Genomic DNA, 19,832 nt, shown 5'->3' on the forward strand with positions numbered 1-19,832 from the left:
CTATTGTGATAAACTGAATGTAATTTGATGACGGGAGTTGAACGGATACATGTAGAACTTTCTTGCTTTGAGATCACGAAAAGAACGGACTCAGCGATCGGCTGTGGTCGTTTTATTTCATCTCTGCAAGAAAGGTCTGCGTTTCGTTTGCGCTCCCTCTCCGGACAGTCATACAGCCCCTTGGAATGGGGCTGTATTTCCTCGTATGGATTAGAGTCGCAAGATAGCACCTTTCTTGCGGCTCTTTTTTATTTCCAAACGAAAGGATGATTGCCATGCCCGCCATTCAGGTCACCAATCTTACTTTTGCCTATCCAGGCAGCTATTACCCCATATTCGAAAATGTTCATTTTCAAATTGATACAGACTGGAAGTTGGGCTTTACGGGGCGAAACGGTCGGGGGAAAACGACGTTCTTAAACCTGCTGCAGGGGAAGTACGAATACAGCGGTACGATCTCCACACCAGTCGCCTTTGATTATTTTCCGTTTCCCGTCGAACACCCGGAGTATTTGACCTTAGACGTCGTCGAAGAGATCGTGCCAAGCTATGAGAGCTGGAAGTTGATGCGCGAACTGAACCTGCTTAAGGTTTCAGAAGACGTGTTATACCGGCCATTCGAATCGCTGTCCCAAGGAGAACAGACGAAGGTATTGCTGGCCGTGCTATTCATCCAAGACAATCGATTTCTGCTCATCGACGAGCCGACCAATCATCTCGACTTGCACGCACGCAAGCTTGTCGCCGATTATCTGAATACGAAGCGCGGTTTTATTCTTGTTTCACACGACCGGGCTTTTCTCGACCGCTGCGTGGATCATATTCTATCGATCAACAAAACGAATATCGAAATTCAAAAAGGCAACTTCTCCAGCTGGTGGACGAACAAAACTCGCCAGGATACGTTCGAAATGGCACAAAACGAAAAGCTGTACAAAGACATACAGCGTTTATCAGCTTCTGCTAAACGTACTAGCGGCTGGTCTTTCGAGACCGAAAAATCAAAAAACGGCACACGAAATTCCGGCTCCAAGCTTGACAAGGGTTACGTCGGGCATAAGGCAGCAAAAATGATGAAACGCTCGAAATCCATCGAACAGCGGCAACACGCCGCTTTAGATGAAAAATCGAAACTGCTCCGAAATATCGAACAGTCAGAAAGCCTTGCGATCTCTCAGCTCGTGTATCCCAAATCGGAACTGGCCATGCTGGATCACGTCACGATTTACTACGGGGAAAGAGCAGTCTGCAAGAACGTTAGTCTGACGATCGAACCAGGAGATCGGATTGCAATTTCAGGTCCAAATGGTTCAGGTAAGTCTAGCTTGCTCCGCCTGCTCAACGCTGAGGCGTTACACTTTACAGGTACGTTTCAGCGGGAGCCGCAGCTTCGCGTTTCCTATGTATCCCAGAATATTTCTCATCTGCGAGGAACGCTTTCCGATTATGCAGCAGAGCACAGAATTGACGAAAGCTTATTTAAGGCCGTGTTGCGTAAGCTAGATTTCGCCCGCATCCAGTTTGAGAAGGATATATCGGCGTTTAGCGGCGGGCAGAAGAAGAAGGTTCTGATCGCGAGAAGTCTATGTGAGGAGGCTCATCTGCATATTTGGGACGAACCGCTCAACTTTGTCGACGTGATTTCCCGGATGCAAATTGAGGAGCTGCTGCTTGAGTACACGCCGACCATTGTATTCGTGGAGCATGATCGGGAATTTCATTACCGTGTCGCCACGAAAACGATTGAACTCGGTGGGGATTAGAATTTTACAAAGTGACTTGGAGTAAGACATGATTTCAACGGCAGAAAGCTTTGCACAACAACTTTTATGAAAAGGAAAGGATTGAACTAAAGGGACACGATAGTTCAATAAAAAAACGGCAGTCTAGGATTTTATTTTCTCGTCCATAGCTGCCGTTTATTCTATTTGAGTGCAGTCTAATACTTATCTCAACTTATAAAAACAAAAGCCCTCCATATTGAAGTGACCCCTGTCAAGTAGCCAGTTATTAAAAAGCCATATTTAAGCAGCCTGAGTCCTGTATTCGTAGGGACTTAGGTTGTTTAGTCTCTTTTGAAAACGTTCATGTTGTAGAAATTCTCGTTTTTATTGAGCTGTCGTTCCCTGTTAGCTTAACCTGTCTATCGACATAGATAGATTAGGAAGAAATGTACTAAAGAAAAGTAGTCAGATTAACCCTTCCCCTTCGTCTTATGCTCCTTGTTTTACCATATCTATCCTCTTCAAATCGGAATTAGACACCTTGTATTTTTCGACAAACACTAATGATGGAAGAGGATAAAGAAGTGAACGGAGTTTTATCCCAGTCTGAATATTGGCTTTCTATACTAAAGCCGTGGTTAGTTAACAAACGTTTAAGCGTATCATTATCAGTAAAACGACATGCAATTCGTGAAGTTGTTTTCTTGGATCCCCAATCACGGAAAGTGACCCAATGCATTATATGGTTTCTTGAATCATAGGATTGTATTCCAGATACCTTGACTTTAATTCCAGCCCTATCGATAAATTCTCCCCAAATTGTTTCCTCTTGGTTTGATAAATCGGTCCCCATGGGATTACGTGTTTCAAAAACAAACATCCCATTTGGCTCTAAGTGCTTGTAGACTGTTCCGAGTAAGGCTATTTGATCTTCATCACTCAAAAATGCCTGAAATGCATTTCCTGTCAAATAAATCATGGAAAAACGCTTTTCAGAATCGAACGTACGAGCATCAGCTTCAATAAAATCCACAGGCAGACCTTGAGCTTTAAATCGCGCATATGCAAGCATCGCTGAAGAAATATCAACACCTGTTATATTAATCCCCAACTTTGATAAATAAATTGTTGTTAATCCTGTACCACATGCAAGTTCTAAAACTTCTCCCGGGTTCAATCTAGCAACTTCAAGATAGAAATTGTATTTTTTTGTATCGCCGCCAAATTCAAGATCATAATTAATTGGATCTTGATACTCTTCAAGATTATTGTGATCTATCAACACTTATCATCCCTTCACTGTGATATGAATTTCTTTAACAGTATCGCATAAGGACTCAACATCAGGTTATTTGTTGCTAAATCATCCGCTCTCTTCACGTTTCGTGATGGTTTCATTATAAGTCAAAATAGATACAACTTCTTCAACTTTCTTAAAGAACTGAGTGACTTTTTTCTAAAAGACAAACTTTTTCAGTGGCTCCACAGCAAGTTGGCTCCTTTATAGATAGTTTATCAATATTTTTCTCTTCTTCGTCCCCGCTTTTAGAGTAATCAGGCCCCTAACTTTAGCTTAATGAGAGAGAGCAGTGAAATATACCAACACCTACATTGTTGCAAAAGAAGCCATCAAGCAATCGGGAATTCCTTATCCATCTCCTGATTTTGTTGATGACTTTTCCGAATTCATTTTCTATACCGCAGGTTATTTTTAGTGTTATAATTTTCTGTAATGAAAAATTTTCATTATTTTCAAACGTGGCATTAATGATGTTAACAATGATGCCAAAATTGATGGAGGTCATTTTTATGAGCATAAAACTTTATTTGACGCGACACGGTGAAACGGAATGGAACGTTGTGCATCGCATGCAAGGTTTTGAAGATTCTCCCTTAACAGAACGCGGAGTTCGTCAGGCTGAAAGCTTAAAAACCGCCTTGGATGCTGTTCCCTTAGACATTGTCTACACGAGTCCGAGTCCCCGAGCAATGCGAACAGCAAAATTAATTTGCGGGGACAGGAATATACCATTGGAAACTTCCGAAGCGCTGATGGAAATGGGGTTTGGGATTTGGGAAGGACACGTTCACGCTGACGTGGAGGCCCAGTTTCCTGAGCAATGGAATCTTTTTTGGAATGACCCTGAGAAGTTTGCAATAACTGATAGCGAAACGTATACGCAAGTGCATGACAGAGCCGTTGGATTCTTAAATGAAGTTCTGCAGAAACACCCCGGGAAATCGGTGCTCATTGTTACGCATACCATTGTAGTCAAGATGCTGATGGCTCATTTTGCCGGAAGCGAAATGAAGCAGCTATGGAAATCACCTGAAATCCTTCCAACTAGCCTTTCAAGAATCGATATCACGGATGATGTTGCTGAGATTATACTGCATGGGGACGTCAACCATTATAAAAACTTGTAAAAAAAACAGCGATCGCGGAATTTAAGTCGGGCATTAAGCCTATCTTTCTTGTCCTCCAAAGGGACCAAGTTCTTGTCACGGGCATAAGACAAGAACTTGGTCTCTTAAAAAGGAAAACCGAGCTATGCTCGGATCCTCCATGAACTATATTTTTCTCCCTGACAAGCAGTTCCTATTACCAAGCAAAATACGCATTTCCTACTTTAATATTCTCCTTTAATTACAAAGAAAGAGCCTCGAATTGTTCCAGCTAGTTTAGACTTCTGTCTGGCAAACTTAAATTCCCCTTCTAATTCCTTTGGAATCTCCATCCCCTCAGAAAGCTTTGCTTTATAACTTCTAATTTTTCTTCACTCTTGGGAGGGCTAAACATTCATTAAGAAAGAAAAAATCTTATTATCTTTACTTGTCACAACAAAAAGATTTTCTTAGGCCACCTGGTGTTAGATGGCCTATTTGTGAAACAATAGAATTAAAAATAAGGTAACCTCATCTGTCTCCGCTTCGTTCAAATGATCGTAGAGCAACTCCCATAATGATCGGCTGTCCGCCCCATTAACCCTCATGGTCCAGCGCAGCATGAGTCCCGTCATCAGTAACATGACGTCTTTTGGCCAGTTAGAGCATAAGTCGGCACGGGCCTCGAGGACTTGTTTCTTGAGGCCCACCTTTATTACCTTTCACAGTGTAAGTAGAGTGCGGTTGGGAAAGCTGGATGGTAGGAAGGCTTCAGCAACTCTAACATTAATACATGGCCAGCGGTAATCTACGTGTGTTACCACCTATTAAGTTACATATATAGTAAATGTAAGAACTCCCCTATAGCAAAAGCGGGTAACGCAAAAACTGTTGTCCTACGGAATACAAGCGTCTCCCCTATAACAACAGTTTTATTAGAATAGTTTTGAAAGTATATCGTACAAATATTATTATACAAACATGACAGCTTTTTCGTAAAGGAAATGGATCAATATATTATTTCAATTGAATTTAGTCGAATACTTCCTATGATTTTGCAAGTCCATCTAGTGTACGTGTGAATTTTTTACTGCCTTCTTTTGTAATCTCAAGCACTTTATCCGTATCTGTGATCGTGTACTCCTGAGTCTATCTTTGGTTTTCTATAGTATCTTATTTCTGGTGTTTGTTCCAAAGCCGAAGCCGTTTGTTCATTGCTTGGCCGTCTTGGCCAGTTGGCATGGGCTTGCCAGGGATTTCAGCCTTTTTTGCCGGTTCCGCCCTTCTCGATTTGCTCAATGTCTTTACTTCGCTTTTCCTTCCATGATTACATTTTCTCCTTGAGCTGGCCCACTGGCCTCGTTCCCCGAAGGGACAGAAGGAAGCAGAGGCCAAGCACGACTGCGGCAGAAACGTATGGATAATTGATGTTCACGTCAAACAGCGCCCCGGCTACGATCGGGCCTGCGATATTTCCAAGGCTGGTATATGCTGAGTTCAGGCCTGCCACGAAGCCCTGCTGGTCCTGGGCCAGCTTCGACATATTCGTGCTGACGGCTGGGCGCAAAATATCCATGCTTAGAAATACGATGAAAGTCACGACGAAAATGAGCCAATACGTGTGGACGAACAACGTCAACAAGATGAACAACGCAACGAAGAACAGGCATACCGAGATAACCTTCTTCTCACCAAAGCGGTTCAACAGCCAGCCGATCAAGGAAACCTGCACAACCGCGCCCGCAATGGAGCCAAACGTAATGATAAATGCAATATCCCGGGTTGTAAAACCAAATTTGTGATCGACGAACAACGAGAACACGGTTTCATAATTAGCCAGTCCGAAGGCCATGACAAAAACGATGATCAGGCTGAAGAAATACGGCTCACGGTAGGAGCGGAGCAATTGGGTAACCAGCCCCGGGCCTTTCGCCCTCGCCGCGCCCGCTGCAGCGATAACTTTCTGCTGTCCGGTTAGGCGAGTAGACTCCGGCAAAATGATTAGCGTGATGATGGCTGCAAGTAATCCGGCAATACCCGCCGCATAAAATGGTACCCGGATTCCGTATTCGGCGATATATCCGCCGATTCCCGGTCCGATAATGAATCCGGTCGTAATGGCGGCATTAATAAGTCCCATGCCCTTGCCACGTTCCTCTTCGGACGTAATGTCGGCCGTATACGCCATCACCGCTGGGAAGATCATCGCCGCGCCGATACCCCCAAGCATTCGAGCCGCAAACAGCAGGATAGGTGCATTTACGGCGCCGAACATAAATTCAGATACGGCGAAAAATAGCATACCGATGACAATTATCTTTTTTCGTCCCCACGTATCGGACCATCGGCCCGCGATCGGCGAGATCAGGAACTGGGTGAACGAAAACGCCGCCACCAGCAGGCCTACCGTCGTGCCCGTAATGTGCAACAAATCCATGTAGGCCGGCATAATAGGCACTACCAAGCCGATGCCCGTAAATACTAGAAAAATATTAAACATCAACAGCAGCAATGCGCCCCTGTTACGTATTAGCAATGCCATGATTACTTCCTCCATGTTTCTTCAAAATACGTCTTGCTTCCCGGCAACCATCGGCCTGCAGGCTTGAGCTTACTTTCCCCCTCGAGAGATGCCGTACAGGAACACGTCAGCCGCCTGGCGATAGAGCGTAAGCGCCTCCTCCGGCTCCAGTTCGCGTGATAGCTGGCTCAGACCGATAATAGTGCTTTCCAGTATAATGGCGAGCCGATCCGCGTGATCCGCCTTGAATTCCCTGTTTTCGATTCCTTGCTGTACCAGTTGCCGGTTAAATTGGATGTGATGCTTCAGAATCTGATCGATCCGTTCCTCAATATCGTTTTCCTTCTTCTCCCCCGTAAAAAACTCATCCGCCGCTTTCGTTAGCGGGTGATTCATATCGTCCAACACAAGCTGTTCCATCAGCCCGTATATTTTTTCGGTGCAGGTTTGGTACAAATGCTCATTGGATGCCCAACTCTCTTCCCATTCCCGATTCCATTCATCAATCAGATAGAGGAAGAGCCCTTCTTTGCTTTTGAAATGATAATAGATGTTGCCCTTGCTGCTGCCTGTCGCCGCCACGATGTCCTCGATCGAGGTTGCCTTGTATCCCTTCTGGGCAAACAGCGCTTTGGAAGCCTCGGCAAGCCTGCGTTTGGTTTGCTCGGTTTGAAGCTGCTTTTTGTTCATTCCATCCACTTCGCTTTCATGAATACTGAACGTTCATTCTGTATTTTATCATTAGATGCCCAAAGAAGTAAACTAAAGAGTGTCTACTTGACAGGGCAACCACATCATGGCGACTTTTTATGAATGCATGTTTGTCCGTTGAAGCAAAACCGGGTGCATTCCTTTATGCAATCCCTACTCTTCTAGGTAGTAACACTGGAGAGGAGGCGACACTAAATGGGTAACGTTGGAATCGCTTTGGGCGGCGGGAAAGCCTTGTCTTCTCTGCCCTGCTTGGTTTATCCTGTGTATAATCGGGTTTGCTGTTATCAGTATCAACCATGCTAGCTGCGGATTCAGCATCAGGCAATTTTTCTTCCGCTTTCCTCGCAGTAGCAATGTTATCCTTTATAACCCTAAGATCTTGTTCAAGACGTGAAATTATGTAATTTCATTTGATTCCAGAACCTATGAGAAACTTTAAGATTCAATGTTTTTCATAGGTTCTCAAAATATAAGATCCTATTAAAAATCTGTCTTAGGCGGGTCGAAAAATAGAACTGATTTAAATAGTTCTTCGAATCACGCTTTTAGTTGCAGCCGCCTCAAAAATCGTCTCAATCAGCACCAGCACACGATGCACTTCTTCACACTTGATCGCAAGCTCCGCTTTTCCTTCGATGGTGGAGACAACATTTTCGTAAAAGCTTTCCGCTGCAACAGGTATTTTTTCAATCGGGAACTTAAGGGTGGATTCCTCAGACGGCGGCGCCATCGTTTTTGTCAATCCTTGACCTGCTTGAATTGGTTTTGGTTCCACATGAGCAACATCCGGATTCCGGGTAACGATCTCTCCGCTCAAGTCCCAATCCCTGATCACTGCGGTTCCTTCGGTTCCTTTAATATACCAACGCGGCAGCTTTACGTAATTGGTTGTACCCACTTCAATAACTGCTGTCAGGCCGTCCTTGAACTCAATAAAGCTGGTAAAGCCGTCATCCACTTCAGTTCCCAAAATATAGCTGAGGGTAGCAGTTACGCTTTCGATTTGGCTGTCCGTAATCTGAAGCAGCTGGTCCAACAGATGGACTCCCCAATCCAGCAGCATTCCTCCACCGTACGCCTTCAGTTGCCGCCAGTCACCTGGAATGCCGTTAGCCCCCTGAACCCGCGATTCCAGCTGGAAAAGCTCGCCCACGGTCTTCTTGCCAATCATATCTTTGATAATCCGAAAGTCCTCATCCCATCGTCGATTCTGATGTACCGTAAACACGCGATTTTCTTTCTTCGCTACCTCAACAATATCCAAGAAATCCGCGCTCGTTATCGTAACCGGCTTTTCGCAAATGACATGTTTTCCAGCTTGCAGTGCCTGAATCGCGATTTCTTTATGAACATCATTAGGCGTTGCTATCAAAACAATATCGATGGCCTGATCGGCGAGAACGGCATCCAGACTGGCGTAGGTTTTATAGCCAGCAGCTGCAGCGAGTTCCATCCGGTAATCAACAATATCATATACACCGCCAATGGCAAGCTGCTGAATAGGTTCGATCAATTGAACATGGTAGCTTCCCATGCCTCCATAACCGATAATGACTACATTATATATCCGATTATCCATTTTCATTTTCCTTTCACTCCTGATTTAAGCGCACCACATTAAAAGCGGTTGCTCACGGATCAAAATCGATTGCAGATGGGTTACTGCACGATAAAATTTTAGTTGGATAGCTCTATCATATATTTCTCATGAAAAACTTTCTTCCTCATTTCTTGCCGTTTTATTCCCGAATATTGCTCTGCGGTATTTCAATGGTGATGTTCCTGTCGCTTCCTTAAAGAAATGATGAAACGTCTTCACGCTCCTGAAACCTGCAGCCTCTGCGACCTCAGTGATTGGATTGTCTTCATTCAGCAAAATCCATTTGGCCTTATTCAGTCTGTATTCATGCAAAAAGGCTACAAAGGTCATCCCTGTATTCTTCTTAAACAGTCTGGCGAAATAATAGGGACTGAAACCCATATATTCAGCTACATTCTTCAGCGAAATGGTTTCATGATAATGGCATTCCACATACTCAAAAATACGTTCCAGTTTACAAAGTATGTCCTTGGATTGTATTAAGGTACTTTCAGAGATTTCGCGAAGTCTAGGCTTCGTACTTCTCGGCACTTCCCGCAAAATGAGAGTCAACATCTCAAACAGTTTGGCTTTGATCATATAGGAACAACCTTCTTTGCAGTTGGCGTTCTCATCATAAATGCTTTGAATCAGCGGGAGCATTTTAGCTGCTGTTTCTTCTGGCCAGTTCCAGCTTGATTGCTCCATCTCTGTAAATATATCTCTTAGAGGACGCTTCTGATCGCTTAATGTGGATATTTCTTGAAAAAAGCTCAAATCAAATTGAATAACCACCCGTTCGCTGTCGGGAGAAGCCAAGAAATAATGAACATCACCACCATTTATAAATTGAATTTCACCTTGTTTCATGCGTATCGAATTATCGTTAATTCCCAGATCCAAGGTTCCCTGAGTAACATAGATAATTTCAATTTCTTTATGCCAATGGGGATAGCAAAGTACGTCGCCTTTATTAATAAAACTCCGGAAAGGAAAATGTCTATCAAGCTCCGGGATCTCTAAATACAAATTCATTTTGGTAGACTCCTTTTGCTGTAAATTTCAAAAAAAGCACACATAACTATTCATAATCATGTTGCCTTTTCGTACAGATGGAATATCGCAACGTTTACCTTATTAAGGTACCACTTTAGCAAACGAAAACACAAAGATAGCATCGTTCCCGAAATCGTCTGATAAGAGTGCGTAACGATATATTGACTGTTTCAGTTTATTGCATCATAGGCAGCTTTTTGCTATGAAACACGGATCATGCGAATAGCATACGGATTTAAATGTTCGCCTTCCAAGGTCCATGATCACCTTGACGCCCTTTCGTCTGCTTCTTTCAACAAGGTGCGGAAATCGTTCAGACTCCCATACTGCGGGTCCACCTGATAGTAATCAGTTACATCATAGTTATGTTACGTGTCAAAACATACCATCTCCTTAGATTGTTATGAGTGCGCTTTCATTATAAAGAGAAACAATCCAAAAAAAGGGATATTTTTATCTATTGAGGTGGAAAATATCGATCTTTTTGTTTTCTCTGTATCGAACGAAAACACGACATGCTCCTTTTAGGCGCTCTCCTAACAGATGTCTGTGGACCAGCTCACGGCTGCAGATCATGACTCGGCTCCTCTTGAAAAAAAGCGAACTCCGAAACCGAAAAAATCTAGCTATCAAAGCTACTACATCCTCTCCCACGTATACGAAATGGCCACAGTCGCAATTGCAGGCATAGTGACAGAATATTCAAGTTGAACCCCCCCCCGTCATCAAGAGAATATTCAGCATGTTAACACAACTAATCCGAACAGCAGTAGATCACAAGTAAGCTTAAAAATTCAACCGCCATCTTGAAAGTATCAATGGGATGTGTTAAGGTAAAGTCGATTTTTAGTAAAATTATTAACTAAAAAGGTGTGAGCTCTTTGGCAACAATTAAAGACATTGCCCGCGAAGCGAGTGTGTCTGCCGCAACAGTTTCAAGGGTTTTAAATAATGATCTGTCACTGGCCGTGAGCCCGGACACCAAAAACAGAATTTTTTCGATTGCTGAACAGCTTGGGTATAAGCCTTCCCGGCTGAGGCAATTAAAGCGGAACACGGAACGTGCCGGGAAGACGGTCTCCCTCCTGCTGTGGTGTTCCATTGAAGAGGAACGGGACGATCCGTATTATGCCTCGATCCGCCGTGGAATTGAACTGCGCTGTGAAGAGCTTGGCCTGACGTTGGGGCAGACTTTGCGAGGCCGCTCTTCCATCGTCAGCTTGCAGAAGACGGACGGTCTGATTGTCGTGGGCGGCGTCGATCCTGAAGAGGTGATCAAGCTGCATCCCAACAAGAACACCATTGTCCTTGTCGACCAGTACCATGAACAGTTGGAGTACGATTCCGTACGCCTCCATTTCCGGCAAGCTGTTGATCAGGCACTCGGACATTTACTGGAGCTTGGTCACAGACAAATCGGGTTTATCGGCGGTAAAAGCGACGGAGAGCGACGGGCGCATTATTTTGAACGGTTCATGCGGGAACGGGGATTGTACAATCCTGAATTCGTCCGTATAGGCGCTTGGACTACAGCGGATGGCTATCGGATGATGAACGAGCTACTTGTCGAACAGGAAAGACCGACGGCCTGCTTCGCTGCAAGCGACCCGCTCGCCATCGGTGCCCTCCGTGCCCTTCATGGAGCTGGAGTCAAGGTACCTGAGGATATGGCAGTCGTCGGCTTCGACGACATTGAGATGGCGGCTTTCGTACAGCCTTCGCTAACTACTGTGCACGCCTATCCCGAACAGATGGGAAAGGCTGCCGTCCAACTGCTCGCTGAACGGTTTGAGGGACGTGAACCACCTGCGCACAGCGTGATCGGGACTAAGCTTGTCATACGGGAGAGCTCGTGCCAAAACAGCTAAAATCAGCATTTGAAAGTCTTAATGTCATTGATAAATATCCTTATGTGAACACAAATTATGAACCCCCAAGGAGTGAATACCATGAACATTCATGTAGACGAGACGCTTGGTTTGTTTCACCTGCAGTCCAAGGATTGCAGCTATATTATCCAGCTTGTAGAAGGATATCCCGCACATGTCTATTGGGGAGCTCGACTTCATCATGACAAAAGTCTAGCAAGTATACTGGAACTTAGGGAGCGCTGCTCTTTCTCTCCCACTCCCGTTCCTTCCAACCGTACGATTTCCCTGGACACGCTTCCCCAGGAATATCCCCAGTATGGAACAAGCGACTTTCGTCAGCCCGCCTACCAGGTTGCACTTGCGGACGGAACCCGAATTACGGAGCTGAAATATACTGGTTACCGCATTGTACCGGGTAAACCAAAGCTCGAAGGACTTCCTGCCGTCTATACCGAGTCGGATGATGAAGCAGCAACCCTCTTTCTGATCCTTGAGGACAAAAACTCGGGTCTTAAAGCTACACTGCTCTATACTGTATTTGCGAATTACAGTGTTATTGCCCGGTCTACCCTGTTTGAGCATACTGGAAGCACTATCATGAATATTGAGCAAGCCATGAGCGCCTCTGTCGATTTCGCCGATTCCAACTACCAAGCTCTCTACCTGTCCGGTGCCTGGGTACGGGAACGGCATATCCAGCGCCGTGACCTCGGACCCGGTGCCGTCCGCTTGGAGAGCCGTCGGGGCTCCAGCAGTCACCAGATGAATCCCTTTCTGGCACTGCTTCGTCCTGATGCAACTGAAGATCGTGGTGATGTGTACGGCTTCAGCTTGGTCTATAGCAGCAACTTCGTCGCACAGGCAGAAGTAGAGCAGTTCAACCAGACCCGTGTAAGTATCGGGATCAATCCCTTTGACTTCTCCTGGCAACTTGAAGCGGGTGAGTCATTCCAGACCCCTGAAGCCGTACTGGTCTTTTCCGGAGAAGGTCTTGGGGGCATGTCTCGCACTTATCATCGACTCTATCGTACACGTCTGTGCCGGGGAGGTTATCGTGACAAAGAACGTCCGATTCTTGTAAACAATTGGGAAGCCACTTATTTCAACTTCGATGCTGATAAAATCGAGGCGATTGCTAAGGAAGCGGGACCCCTCGGTATTGAGCTCTTTGTTCTTGATGATGGTTGGTTTGGCAAACGCGATAATGACGACAATTCGCTTGGGGACTGGTTTGAGAACCGCCGCAAGCTGCCTGGCGGTCTTGCCGACCTGGCCAAACGGGTTAATGAACAAGGATTACAGTTTGGCTTATGGGTAGAGCCGGAAATGGTATCTCCTGATAGTGAACTATACCGTGACCATCCTGACTGGTGCCTGCATGCTGAGGGGCGGCGACGGACGGAAGGCCGATCCCAGTTGGTGCTCGATCTCTCCCGCAAAGAAGTATGCGATTACTTGTACGATACGCTTAGCTCCGTATTCTCAATCGCTCCGATTACTTATGTCAAGTGGGACATGAACCGTAATATGACGGAGATTGCTTCGGCTACAACTCCTAGCAAACGGCAAAAGGAAACCGCACACCGTTATATGCTTGGACTTTACGATCTTCTGGAACGCTTGACTTCCCGGTTCCCGGACATCTTGTTCGAAAGCTGTTCCGGAGGTGGCGGACGGTTCGATCCAGGAATGCTCTACTATATGCCGCAAACATGGACCAGCGACGATACCGATGCGATTGAAAGATTGGCTATCCAGTACGGAACAAGCATCGTGTATCCGGCCAGCACCATGGGGGCACACGTATCAAGCGTGCCGAACCACCAGGTGGGACGAATCACCTCCCTCGCCATACGCGGCGACGTGGCAATGAGTGGAAACTTTGGTTACGAGCTTGACCTTACTGCATTTACAAAGAAAGAAAAGGAGCTTGCTGCCAAACAAATCGCCCAGTACAAGGAAATTCGTTCCCTTGTACAGCAAGGGGACATGTATCGGCTTCTTAGCCCATTTGAAGGCCGAGGTGATACGGCCTGGATGTTCGTTAGCGAGGACAAGTCGGAAGCGTTTGTCTCTTACTTCCGCGTACTGGCTGAACCGAATGGGCCAATCCGGCGATTAACACTAAAAGGACTTGACCCGAAGAAAAAGTATAAAATCGAAACCGGGGCGACGGACAACACTGCAGATCATGCAGTTAATACCTTGGCGGAAGACGGCGCCTCCCCCTTCCGCGTAGCGTTCGATGGCGAAATCTTTGGAGGTGACCGTCTAATGAGAATTGGGCTTGTGGTCTCGGATCTAATAGGGGATTTCACCAGCTCTACCTTCCGCCTTAAGGCGATCCGCTGATCACGAATGCATTCAGTGACGATAAAAAATTAAAACAAGGCAGACCGATTCTCCGGTCTGCCTTGTTTAATAATTATTCCAATATTTTAGTTATCTACCCGTCCGTTAATGTCGAAGACGCACTTTAATATAAGAATGCGTCATAAGCCTCTTCACACGGTCTCTTCGGGTTCCCTCTAATCTCGTATGAATGACTCCTGATTCCCGGAGACCTTAAAAATGGTTCAACATCAATTACTGCATTTGATGAATAAGACTACAATTACTATTCAAATGAATATATGTTTTTATTCACCAATTTTAAAGATGCAGAATGCCTCGTTCCAAAGACACGGCTACCGCTTCGGATCGGGAATCGACACCGAGCTTGTTGTAAATGTTCGTTAAATGTGCTTTCACCGTCCGCTCCGAAATCCCCATGTCGAACGCAATTTCCTTGCTCCTAAGTCCCTGTGCAACAGATTGTAATATGTTCTTTTCTTTCTCGGTCAGGATTGAAGTATCTTCATGCAACTCACTCTTGACCTCTTTCTCACTTGTTTTAGCAAAAACTCTTGCTGTAATTTCCGGCTGAAGAAGTGTCTCTCCTCTTAAAGCGGATTCAATAGTCCGAAACAAATTTTCACGGCTGGTATCTTTTAATAAATAGCCTTTCGCCCCCAAGGAGAGTCCCTGAATCATTAAATCATCCTCGTTATAGGTAGTCAGGATAATAACTGGTGTGTCATTTTGTCTTTCTTTTAAAGCTTTCATTGTCTCCAACCCGCTCATTTGAGGCATATATAAATCCATTAGGATGACATCCGGCTGAAGTTCCTCAATCAGGGTAAGAGCTGTCGCCCCATCTTCGGCTTCACCCACAACCTCGTAGCTGTCATTTGTCTCTAGAACAAGCTTTAGCCCTTCTCTAACCACCCAATGATCATCTACGATTAGTATTTTAAATTTCATGCTATGTCTCCTTTGGTAAGAGGTGCCTCCACTTTAATAGACGTACCTTCTTGAGCTGTGCTGTTGATCTGTATTGTTCCACCCAGTAGACGCGCACGCTCATGAATGCCTATGAGTCCGTAATGTCCTGATCGTCTGGCAATGAGATCTGGATTAAATCCTTTTCCATCATCACGGACCACCATAGTAATTTTATCTTGTTGATCCAAAATATTAATCCATACGTTCTTGGCATAAGAATGCTTGCCTACGTTCGTTAGACATTCACTTATGATGTGTAGCCCATGCTCAATCAACAACCTGGATACCGAGGATTTAATCTTGATGTCCAGTACTGTTCGAATGCCGGTAGCCATTGTAAAACGCTGCGCTTCTTCCCGGACTGCATCCGCAAAGTCCACTTCCGAAGCCGATTTTGAACGCAGGTTATCTATAGCCCTTCGTGAGTCAGCCAAAGCTTTGCGTGCCTGGGACATGGACTGCTGAACGATTTCGTGGGCTCGCTGTGAGCTACCTTGTGTCAGATGGGCATCTACGGCTTCCAACTGCATAATCAGGCCAGCAAGACCTTGAGCCAGTGTATCATGCAAATCCCGGGCCATGCGCTGCCGCTCGTTGGCTAACGTAAGCTCTTCCACTTTTTGATGTGCAAGCTCCAGCTCAGTAAGAAAGTTTTGGGTACGAATCCGCGCATTGACTTGTTTGTAGAAAAGAATAGAATATGCAGCTACGATAATAACAATAAGAATGAGCAACCCAATAAACAGCACGGAGTTCTCACCATCGCGATGCCATATCATAGCAAGACAAAAAAGAAGATAGAAACCAAAAAACACCAATACAACTTTTTTTGTTTGATAATATATACCTATGCTTTGACCAATTAAAATCGGGATTAATCCAACCAGTACAATTGGGAAACTGGCAGGAAGAAGAAAAGCGCTTGAAAAGATAATTCCGGCTTGAATAATAAAATAAATCCATGAACCATAATGTAGAACTTTACGAACATGCCAGTACAAAAGTACATGCAAAGTTATTGCCAGAGAGAACAATAGACTTCGAAATGGTAATGGTGTAGATATATTTTGAATAACCATTCCTTCGATAAAGATGAAAACGATCCATAATATAATCGGAACTCTGGAAATATTAAGTCGATCACTTTCTCCATCGTAGATCTTTAAGTCTACATCTTCTTGGTCTTGTTCATTGGATTGTTTGCCCATAGTCCACCTCTAACTTATATGCGTACAAAAAAGCATTATATTTATATTTTATCATTTTGTACCTTTTTTTAAAAATAAGTAAGACTATTTCTCAATATTTCTCAAGCCATTTTACAAAATGATGAAGTTAAAAAAACGTACACATGGGCGAGAACGTGTGTACGTTTGGGCAAAAAATGAATTTTAGTATGCTAAATAGTCAATATCAATCATAAATGTTCCCATTTTTCTCTGTAAAAAAGCAAGTACACCTTACTGACTATTACTTTAATAATCATATAAAAAGGGATAGCCAGCACTATTCCTGTAATTCCTGCTAAATCCCCACCAATCAGTACAAGAATAATCACTGTCAAAGAGTGAACGCTTAGCTGCTTACCGAATACATAAGGAGAAATGATATTGTCTTGTATTTACTGGGCCAACAAAATAACAACAAGTGACCATATCGCGACCGATTTCCCCCTCTTCCTTCAACATGTAAAAAAGGATTAAAGGGAACGTAAACAATGCGATTGTAACATTGGAAACAAGACCAAACAAACCGGTTACATAATCCGTAACTAATAAGAAACCTTTATTCAAGTATTCAGTAAGGTGTGACAGTGGATTAACGTCGCCCGGAAAAATGGCAGAAAGTGCCCCATTCTGTTCTAATTCATGAACCTTATTACTTAATGCACTAAATAAACTGGGTGCATTATCCACGAGGTTGATCATTTGATTACGTATGGAAGGCCAAATACCTACAATAAAGAGAGCTAAAATGACTGCAATGGCGAAATAAATGAGTATGATCGCAAGAGAACGGTTTAACTTATGTCTTTCCAGTAAATCTACCAATGGGCGCAGAAGATAATAGAAAAAAACAGACAGCATTAATGGCAATAAGACAACACTGATTAACGAAGTTATCGGTACAAATAAAAAATCGTACATAAGGGCATAAACCTCATATACGATAGGGCAAACAAGAATTAGGTAACTCGGCCTCCTTCATAATCCTTGCCGATTCCAAATCCAGGGTCAACATTTTCATAAACAAGATCTAATTCACTTTCCCCAGAAAACTCTGGTTGACCTGATTATACAAAAGAGAAACCCAACGTCATGGAAATGACCGGGTTTCTCGACAAGCTGAGTTCCAGATTCTTTACTTGGAACCATTTTTACAAAAGCATTTATTTTGTAATCGTAATTTGTTTGGATGCAGCGCTATAATTCACTTGGTAGCCCGAAAGCTCACTAATGGCTCTTAGTGGAACTAATGTGTAGCCCTTAACAATAATCGGGGCTGTGATGGGAGTTGAGGAATTCCGGGATATATTTAGCTCATATACTACCATCTTGGGATTCTTAATTTGAAGTATCACCTGTTTGCCTTCAGTAGGGCGATTCATAAGGATCCGCTTGGTCCCTCTTTCATAATTCACCTGGTAGCCCACCCGTTCGCTGATAAAACGTAGCGGAACCATCGTCACCCCATTTATGATGTGCGGGGCCTGATCTATCGACATAGCGCGACCATCCACGTAAGCATATTTAGCTCCTGGTGTCAGGATGAATGAAGTTGCGTATGGGGCAACCGCATTGTTGGAGTACACGGACGCTGAGCCAGAGTTTGTTGTACCTGTACTTGTACTTGTACCTGTACTTGTCGTGGTTGATGAACCGCTGGTATTAAACACACGATTGCGAATAGCTTCCAGTCGATCCAGCAGATCACTTTTACGCGACCCGCTTGGCAGATCACTAATTGCGTCTCTGGCAGCACGCCAACTGGATGCACTCAGGTTATTCTCCGCAGTCCTCATCAAATCTCTTGCTTCCTCATAGTCTGATGAACTAGACGACGAAGACGAATAGGAAGTATCCGTACGTTCCGACAAACTCACACCTGAAGATTCCCCTCCATTGCTTTTTACTGCTACTACCTTAATTACATACCAGCGTCCTGCACGCAAATTCGTAATATTGTAGGACTCAGAGGTTGTAGCCCCACGATAGTCATTATCAACATATATTTTCACCCTCTGCGCTTCACTCGGAATATCGTAGGTGATTTTTATCCAGGTTTCATCCTTGCTGTCTACCTCAAGATTGGTTACTTCCGACGTACTGGAGCTCGAATTAGTCGTCGCACTCAGCTTCACGCCAGAGGACAACGCACCTGTGCTCCGCTTGGACCTAATCGTAATTCCATACGACCGAGCTGCTGTCAGGTTCGTGAACGTATATGTCGTTCCTGATGAATCTGTTATCAGTTGCCCGTCCAGATATAGACTAGCTGTACTAGTCCCGCTGGGTCTCGTCCAGGAAATGGATATACTCTGATTACCAACGGACGTCACTGTCGCTCCAGTCACATCTGGCACGGACGAAGTATCGACGGAGACTGTTGGGGTTGTAACTGGAATACTAACCCCCCCAGATACGTTTCCGGATTTATCCACTGTTTTGACCGTTACGGTATAGTTAGTGGAAGCGATCAAGCCACTAAACGTGTAGGACGTACCTAAGGTTCGCTGCACTTCCCTATCATTTAGATAGATAATCGCTTGGCTCAGGTCAGCATCCTTGGGCAAAATGTAATTCACAGTAAAAGCGTTGTAACCCACATTCGTCGCTGTCAGCCCGCTCACCTCTCCTGGAGGTGTCTTATCTACAGGAGCAACAGAAGCCGTTTTGGCCTGTATTGTAGTCCCCTGAGATTCATTTCCGCTCTTATCCACCGTCTGCACGCGAAAGTTATATGTTGTATCAGGCTGTAAGCCGCTCATCATATAAGAATTACTTTTGATGTTATCTACATATACATCCTTGCTGACGCTGACCTTTACATGGTCAAAATTGGTGTCCGTCGGATTTGTCCAAGACAAGTTCATCTTTGTTGTATCTGTCGGAATTGCTGTCAAATGGCTTACTTCTCCAGATACAATACTCAACGCAGCTGTTTGGTTCGCCAACGTTTTTATAATTCCGTTAATATAGGTTCTTTGACCATCTACTTCTGTAAGCGTAGTCACGCCTGTACCCGAACCAACCTTCGCATAGCGCCCTTGACCTGCTAATACATTTGCATGTGACTGCTCTATACCCGGATTTTTCAAATTCCAGCTATGCTCTTGTGTAGGCAACGCACCTGCCGCTACATCCGTTCCACCCCAGATGCCATATCCCGTATTCAAAATCAGAGTAACCGTTGCGAACGGAGCCATCCATTGGCGCAATCCCTTCTTTTTCATGATCTGTGCACTCCTTGATAACAATATGTATTTGTCAAACCAGTTGGTAAGATTACAAAATCCTCCTATTGTAATCCAGCCTTGTCAGCCTAGCATAAGCAATAGGCGTTCATTTAAATGTTATCGGAATATTTAAAGGAAATGTTTAGGTTAATAGTACAAGCTCTTGCCCCAAGCCAAGAACTGGACTTGTATACATAAAAAA

The 19,832-nt window shown here is 44.5% G+C and carries 15 protein-coding genes and 2 pseudogenes; 5 read left to right on the forward strand and 12 right to left on the reverse strand.

Features of this window, described 5'->3' with window-relative positions:
• The first annotated feature begins 275 nt into the window (after positions 1-275).
• Positions 276-1,763, forward strand: coding sequence for a ribosomal protection-like ABC-F family protein (gene abc-f, locus AC0WRU_RS12075; RefSeq protein WP_476128480.1), 1,488 nt, complete (start codon positions 276-278; stop codon positions 1,761-1,763).
• A 493-nt stretch (positions 1,764-2,256) separates the two neighbouring features.
• On the opposite strand, the gene AC0WRU_RS12080 is transcribed toward abc-f, so the two are convergent.
• Positions 2,257-3,006: a class I SAM-dependent methyltransferase gene (locus tag AC0WRU_RS12080; RefSeq protein ID WP_476128481.1), complete on the reverse strand. Its 750-nt coding sequence runs from the start codon at positions 3,004-3,006 to the stop codon at positions 2,257-2,259.
• A 307-nt stretch (positions 3,007-3,313) separates the two neighbouring features.
• On the opposite strand from AC0WRU_RS12080, the gene AC0WRU_RS12085 reads away from it, so the two are divergent.
• Both AC0WRU_RS12085 and AC0WRU_RS12090 read left to right on the forward strand, forming a co-directional pair.
• A complete protein-coding gene (locus tag AC0WRU_RS12085; RefSeq protein ID WP_476128482.1) occupies positions 3,314-3,439 on the forward strand; it encodes a hypothetical protein in 126 nt (41 codons plus the stop codon).
• A gap of 94 nt (positions 3,440-3,533) precedes the next feature.
• The gene (locus AC0WRU_RS12090) at positions 3,534-4,151 is read left to right on the forward strand and encodes a histidine phosphatase family protein (RefSeq protein WP_476128483.1); all 618 of its coding nucleotides are present in this window, start codon (positions 3,534-3,536) and stop codon (positions 4,149-4,151) included.
• Positions 4,152-4,354: 203 nt separating this feature from the next.
• Here the strand turns inward: AC0WRU_RS12090 and AC0WRU_RS12095 are convergent.
• From AC0WRU_RS12095 to AC0WRU_RS12120, 6 genes and pseudogenes are all read right to left on the reverse strand, one after another.
• A pseudogene (locus AC0WRU_RS12095) lies at positions 4,355-4,483 on the reverse strand (phage tail protein); the annotation flags it as partial.
• A gap of 953 nt (positions 4,484-5,436) precedes the next feature.
• Positions 5,437-6,651 carry an MFS transporter gene (locus tag AC0WRU_RS12100; RefSeq protein ID WP_476128484.1) on the reverse strand — a complete coding sequence of 405 codons (1,215 nt, stop codon included), beginning with the start codon at positions 6,649-6,651 and terminating at the stop codon, positions 5,437-5,439.
• Between the two features lie 69 nt (positions 6,652-6,720).
• Complete coding sequence (locus AC0WRU_RS12105) at positions 6,721-7,320, reverse strand: TetR/AcrR family transcriptional regulator (protein WP_476128485.1); 600 nt, start codon at positions 7,318-7,320, stop codon at positions 6,721-6,723.
• Positions 7,321-7,864: 544 nt separating this feature from the next.
• The gene (locus tag AC0WRU_RS12110) at positions 7,865-8,929 is read right to left on the reverse strand and encodes a Gfo/Idh/MocA family protein (RefSeq protein ID WP_476128486.1); all 1,065 of its coding nucleotides are present in this window, start codon (positions 8,927-8,929) and stop codon (positions 7,865-7,867) included.
• Positions 8,930-9,049: 120 nt separating this feature from the next.
• The gene (locus AC0WRU_RS12115) at positions 9,050-9,958 is read right to left on the reverse strand and encodes an AraC family transcriptional regulator (protein ID WP_476128487.1); all 909 of its coding nucleotides are present in this window, start codon (positions 9,956-9,958) and stop codon (positions 9,050-9,052) included.
• A 273-nt stretch (positions 9,959-10,231) separates the two neighbouring features.
• A pseudogene (locus tag AC0WRU_RS12120) lies at positions 10,232-10,347 on the reverse strand (alpha-amylase family glycosyl hydrolase); the annotation flags it as partial.
• Between the two features lie 513 nt (positions 10,348-10,860).
• Here AC0WRU_RS12120 and AC0WRU_RS12125 point away from each other — a divergent pair.
• A complete protein-coding gene (locus tag AC0WRU_RS12125) occupies positions 10,861-11,847 on the forward strand; it encodes a LacI family DNA-binding transcriptional regulator (protein ID WP_476128488.1) in 987 nt (328 codons plus the stop codon).
• An 81-nt stretch (positions 11,848-11,928) separates the two neighbouring features.
• Positions 11,929-14,202 carry an alpha-galactosidase gene (locus AC0WRU_RS12130; protein WP_476128489.1) on the forward strand — a complete coding sequence of 758 codons (2,274 nt, stop codon included), beginning with the start codon at positions 11,929-11,931 and terminating at the stop codon, positions 14,200-14,202.
• 300 nt (positions 14,203-14,502) lie between these two features.
• Here the strand turns inward: AC0WRU_RS12130 and AC0WRU_RS12135 are convergent, their stop codons facing one another.
• From AC0WRU_RS12135 to AC0WRU_RS12155, 5 genes are all read right to left on the reverse strand, one after another.
• Positions 14,503-15,153, reverse strand: coding sequence for a response regulator (locus AC0WRU_RS12135; RefSeq protein WP_476128388.1), 651 nt, complete (start codon positions 15,151-15,153; stop codon positions 14,503-14,505).
• A complete protein-coding gene (locus tag AC0WRU_RS12140) occupies positions 15,150-16,382 on the reverse strand; it encodes a sensor histidine kinase (protein ID WP_476128490.1) in 1,233 nt (410 codons plus the stop codon). The genes AC0WRU_RS12135 and AC0WRU_RS12140 overlap by 4 nt, the downstream gene beginning before the upstream one ends.
• 209 nt (positions 16,383-16,591) lie before the next feature.
• A complete protein-coding gene (locus AC0WRU_RS12145) occupies positions 16,592-16,738 on the reverse strand; it encodes a hypothetical protein (protein ID WP_476128491.1) in 147 nt (48 codons plus the stop codon).
• A gap of 19 nt (positions 16,739-16,757) precedes the next feature.
• On the reverse strand, positions 16,758-17,321 hold the full coding sequence (locus AC0WRU_RS12150) for an AI-2E family transporter (protein ID WP_476128492.1): 564 nt from the start codon (positions 17,319-17,321) through the stop codon (positions 16,758-16,760).
• A gap of 242 nt (positions 17,322-17,563) precedes the next feature.
• Positions 17,564-19,627, reverse strand: coding sequence for a fibronectin type III domain-containing protein (locus AC0WRU_RS12155; RefSeq protein WP_476128493.1), 2,064 nt, complete (start codon positions 19,625-19,627; stop codon positions 17,564-17,566).
• Positions 19,628-19,832: the final 205 nt, after the last annotated feature.

This window comes from Paenibacillus sp. 1-8 (assembly GCF_056316205.1).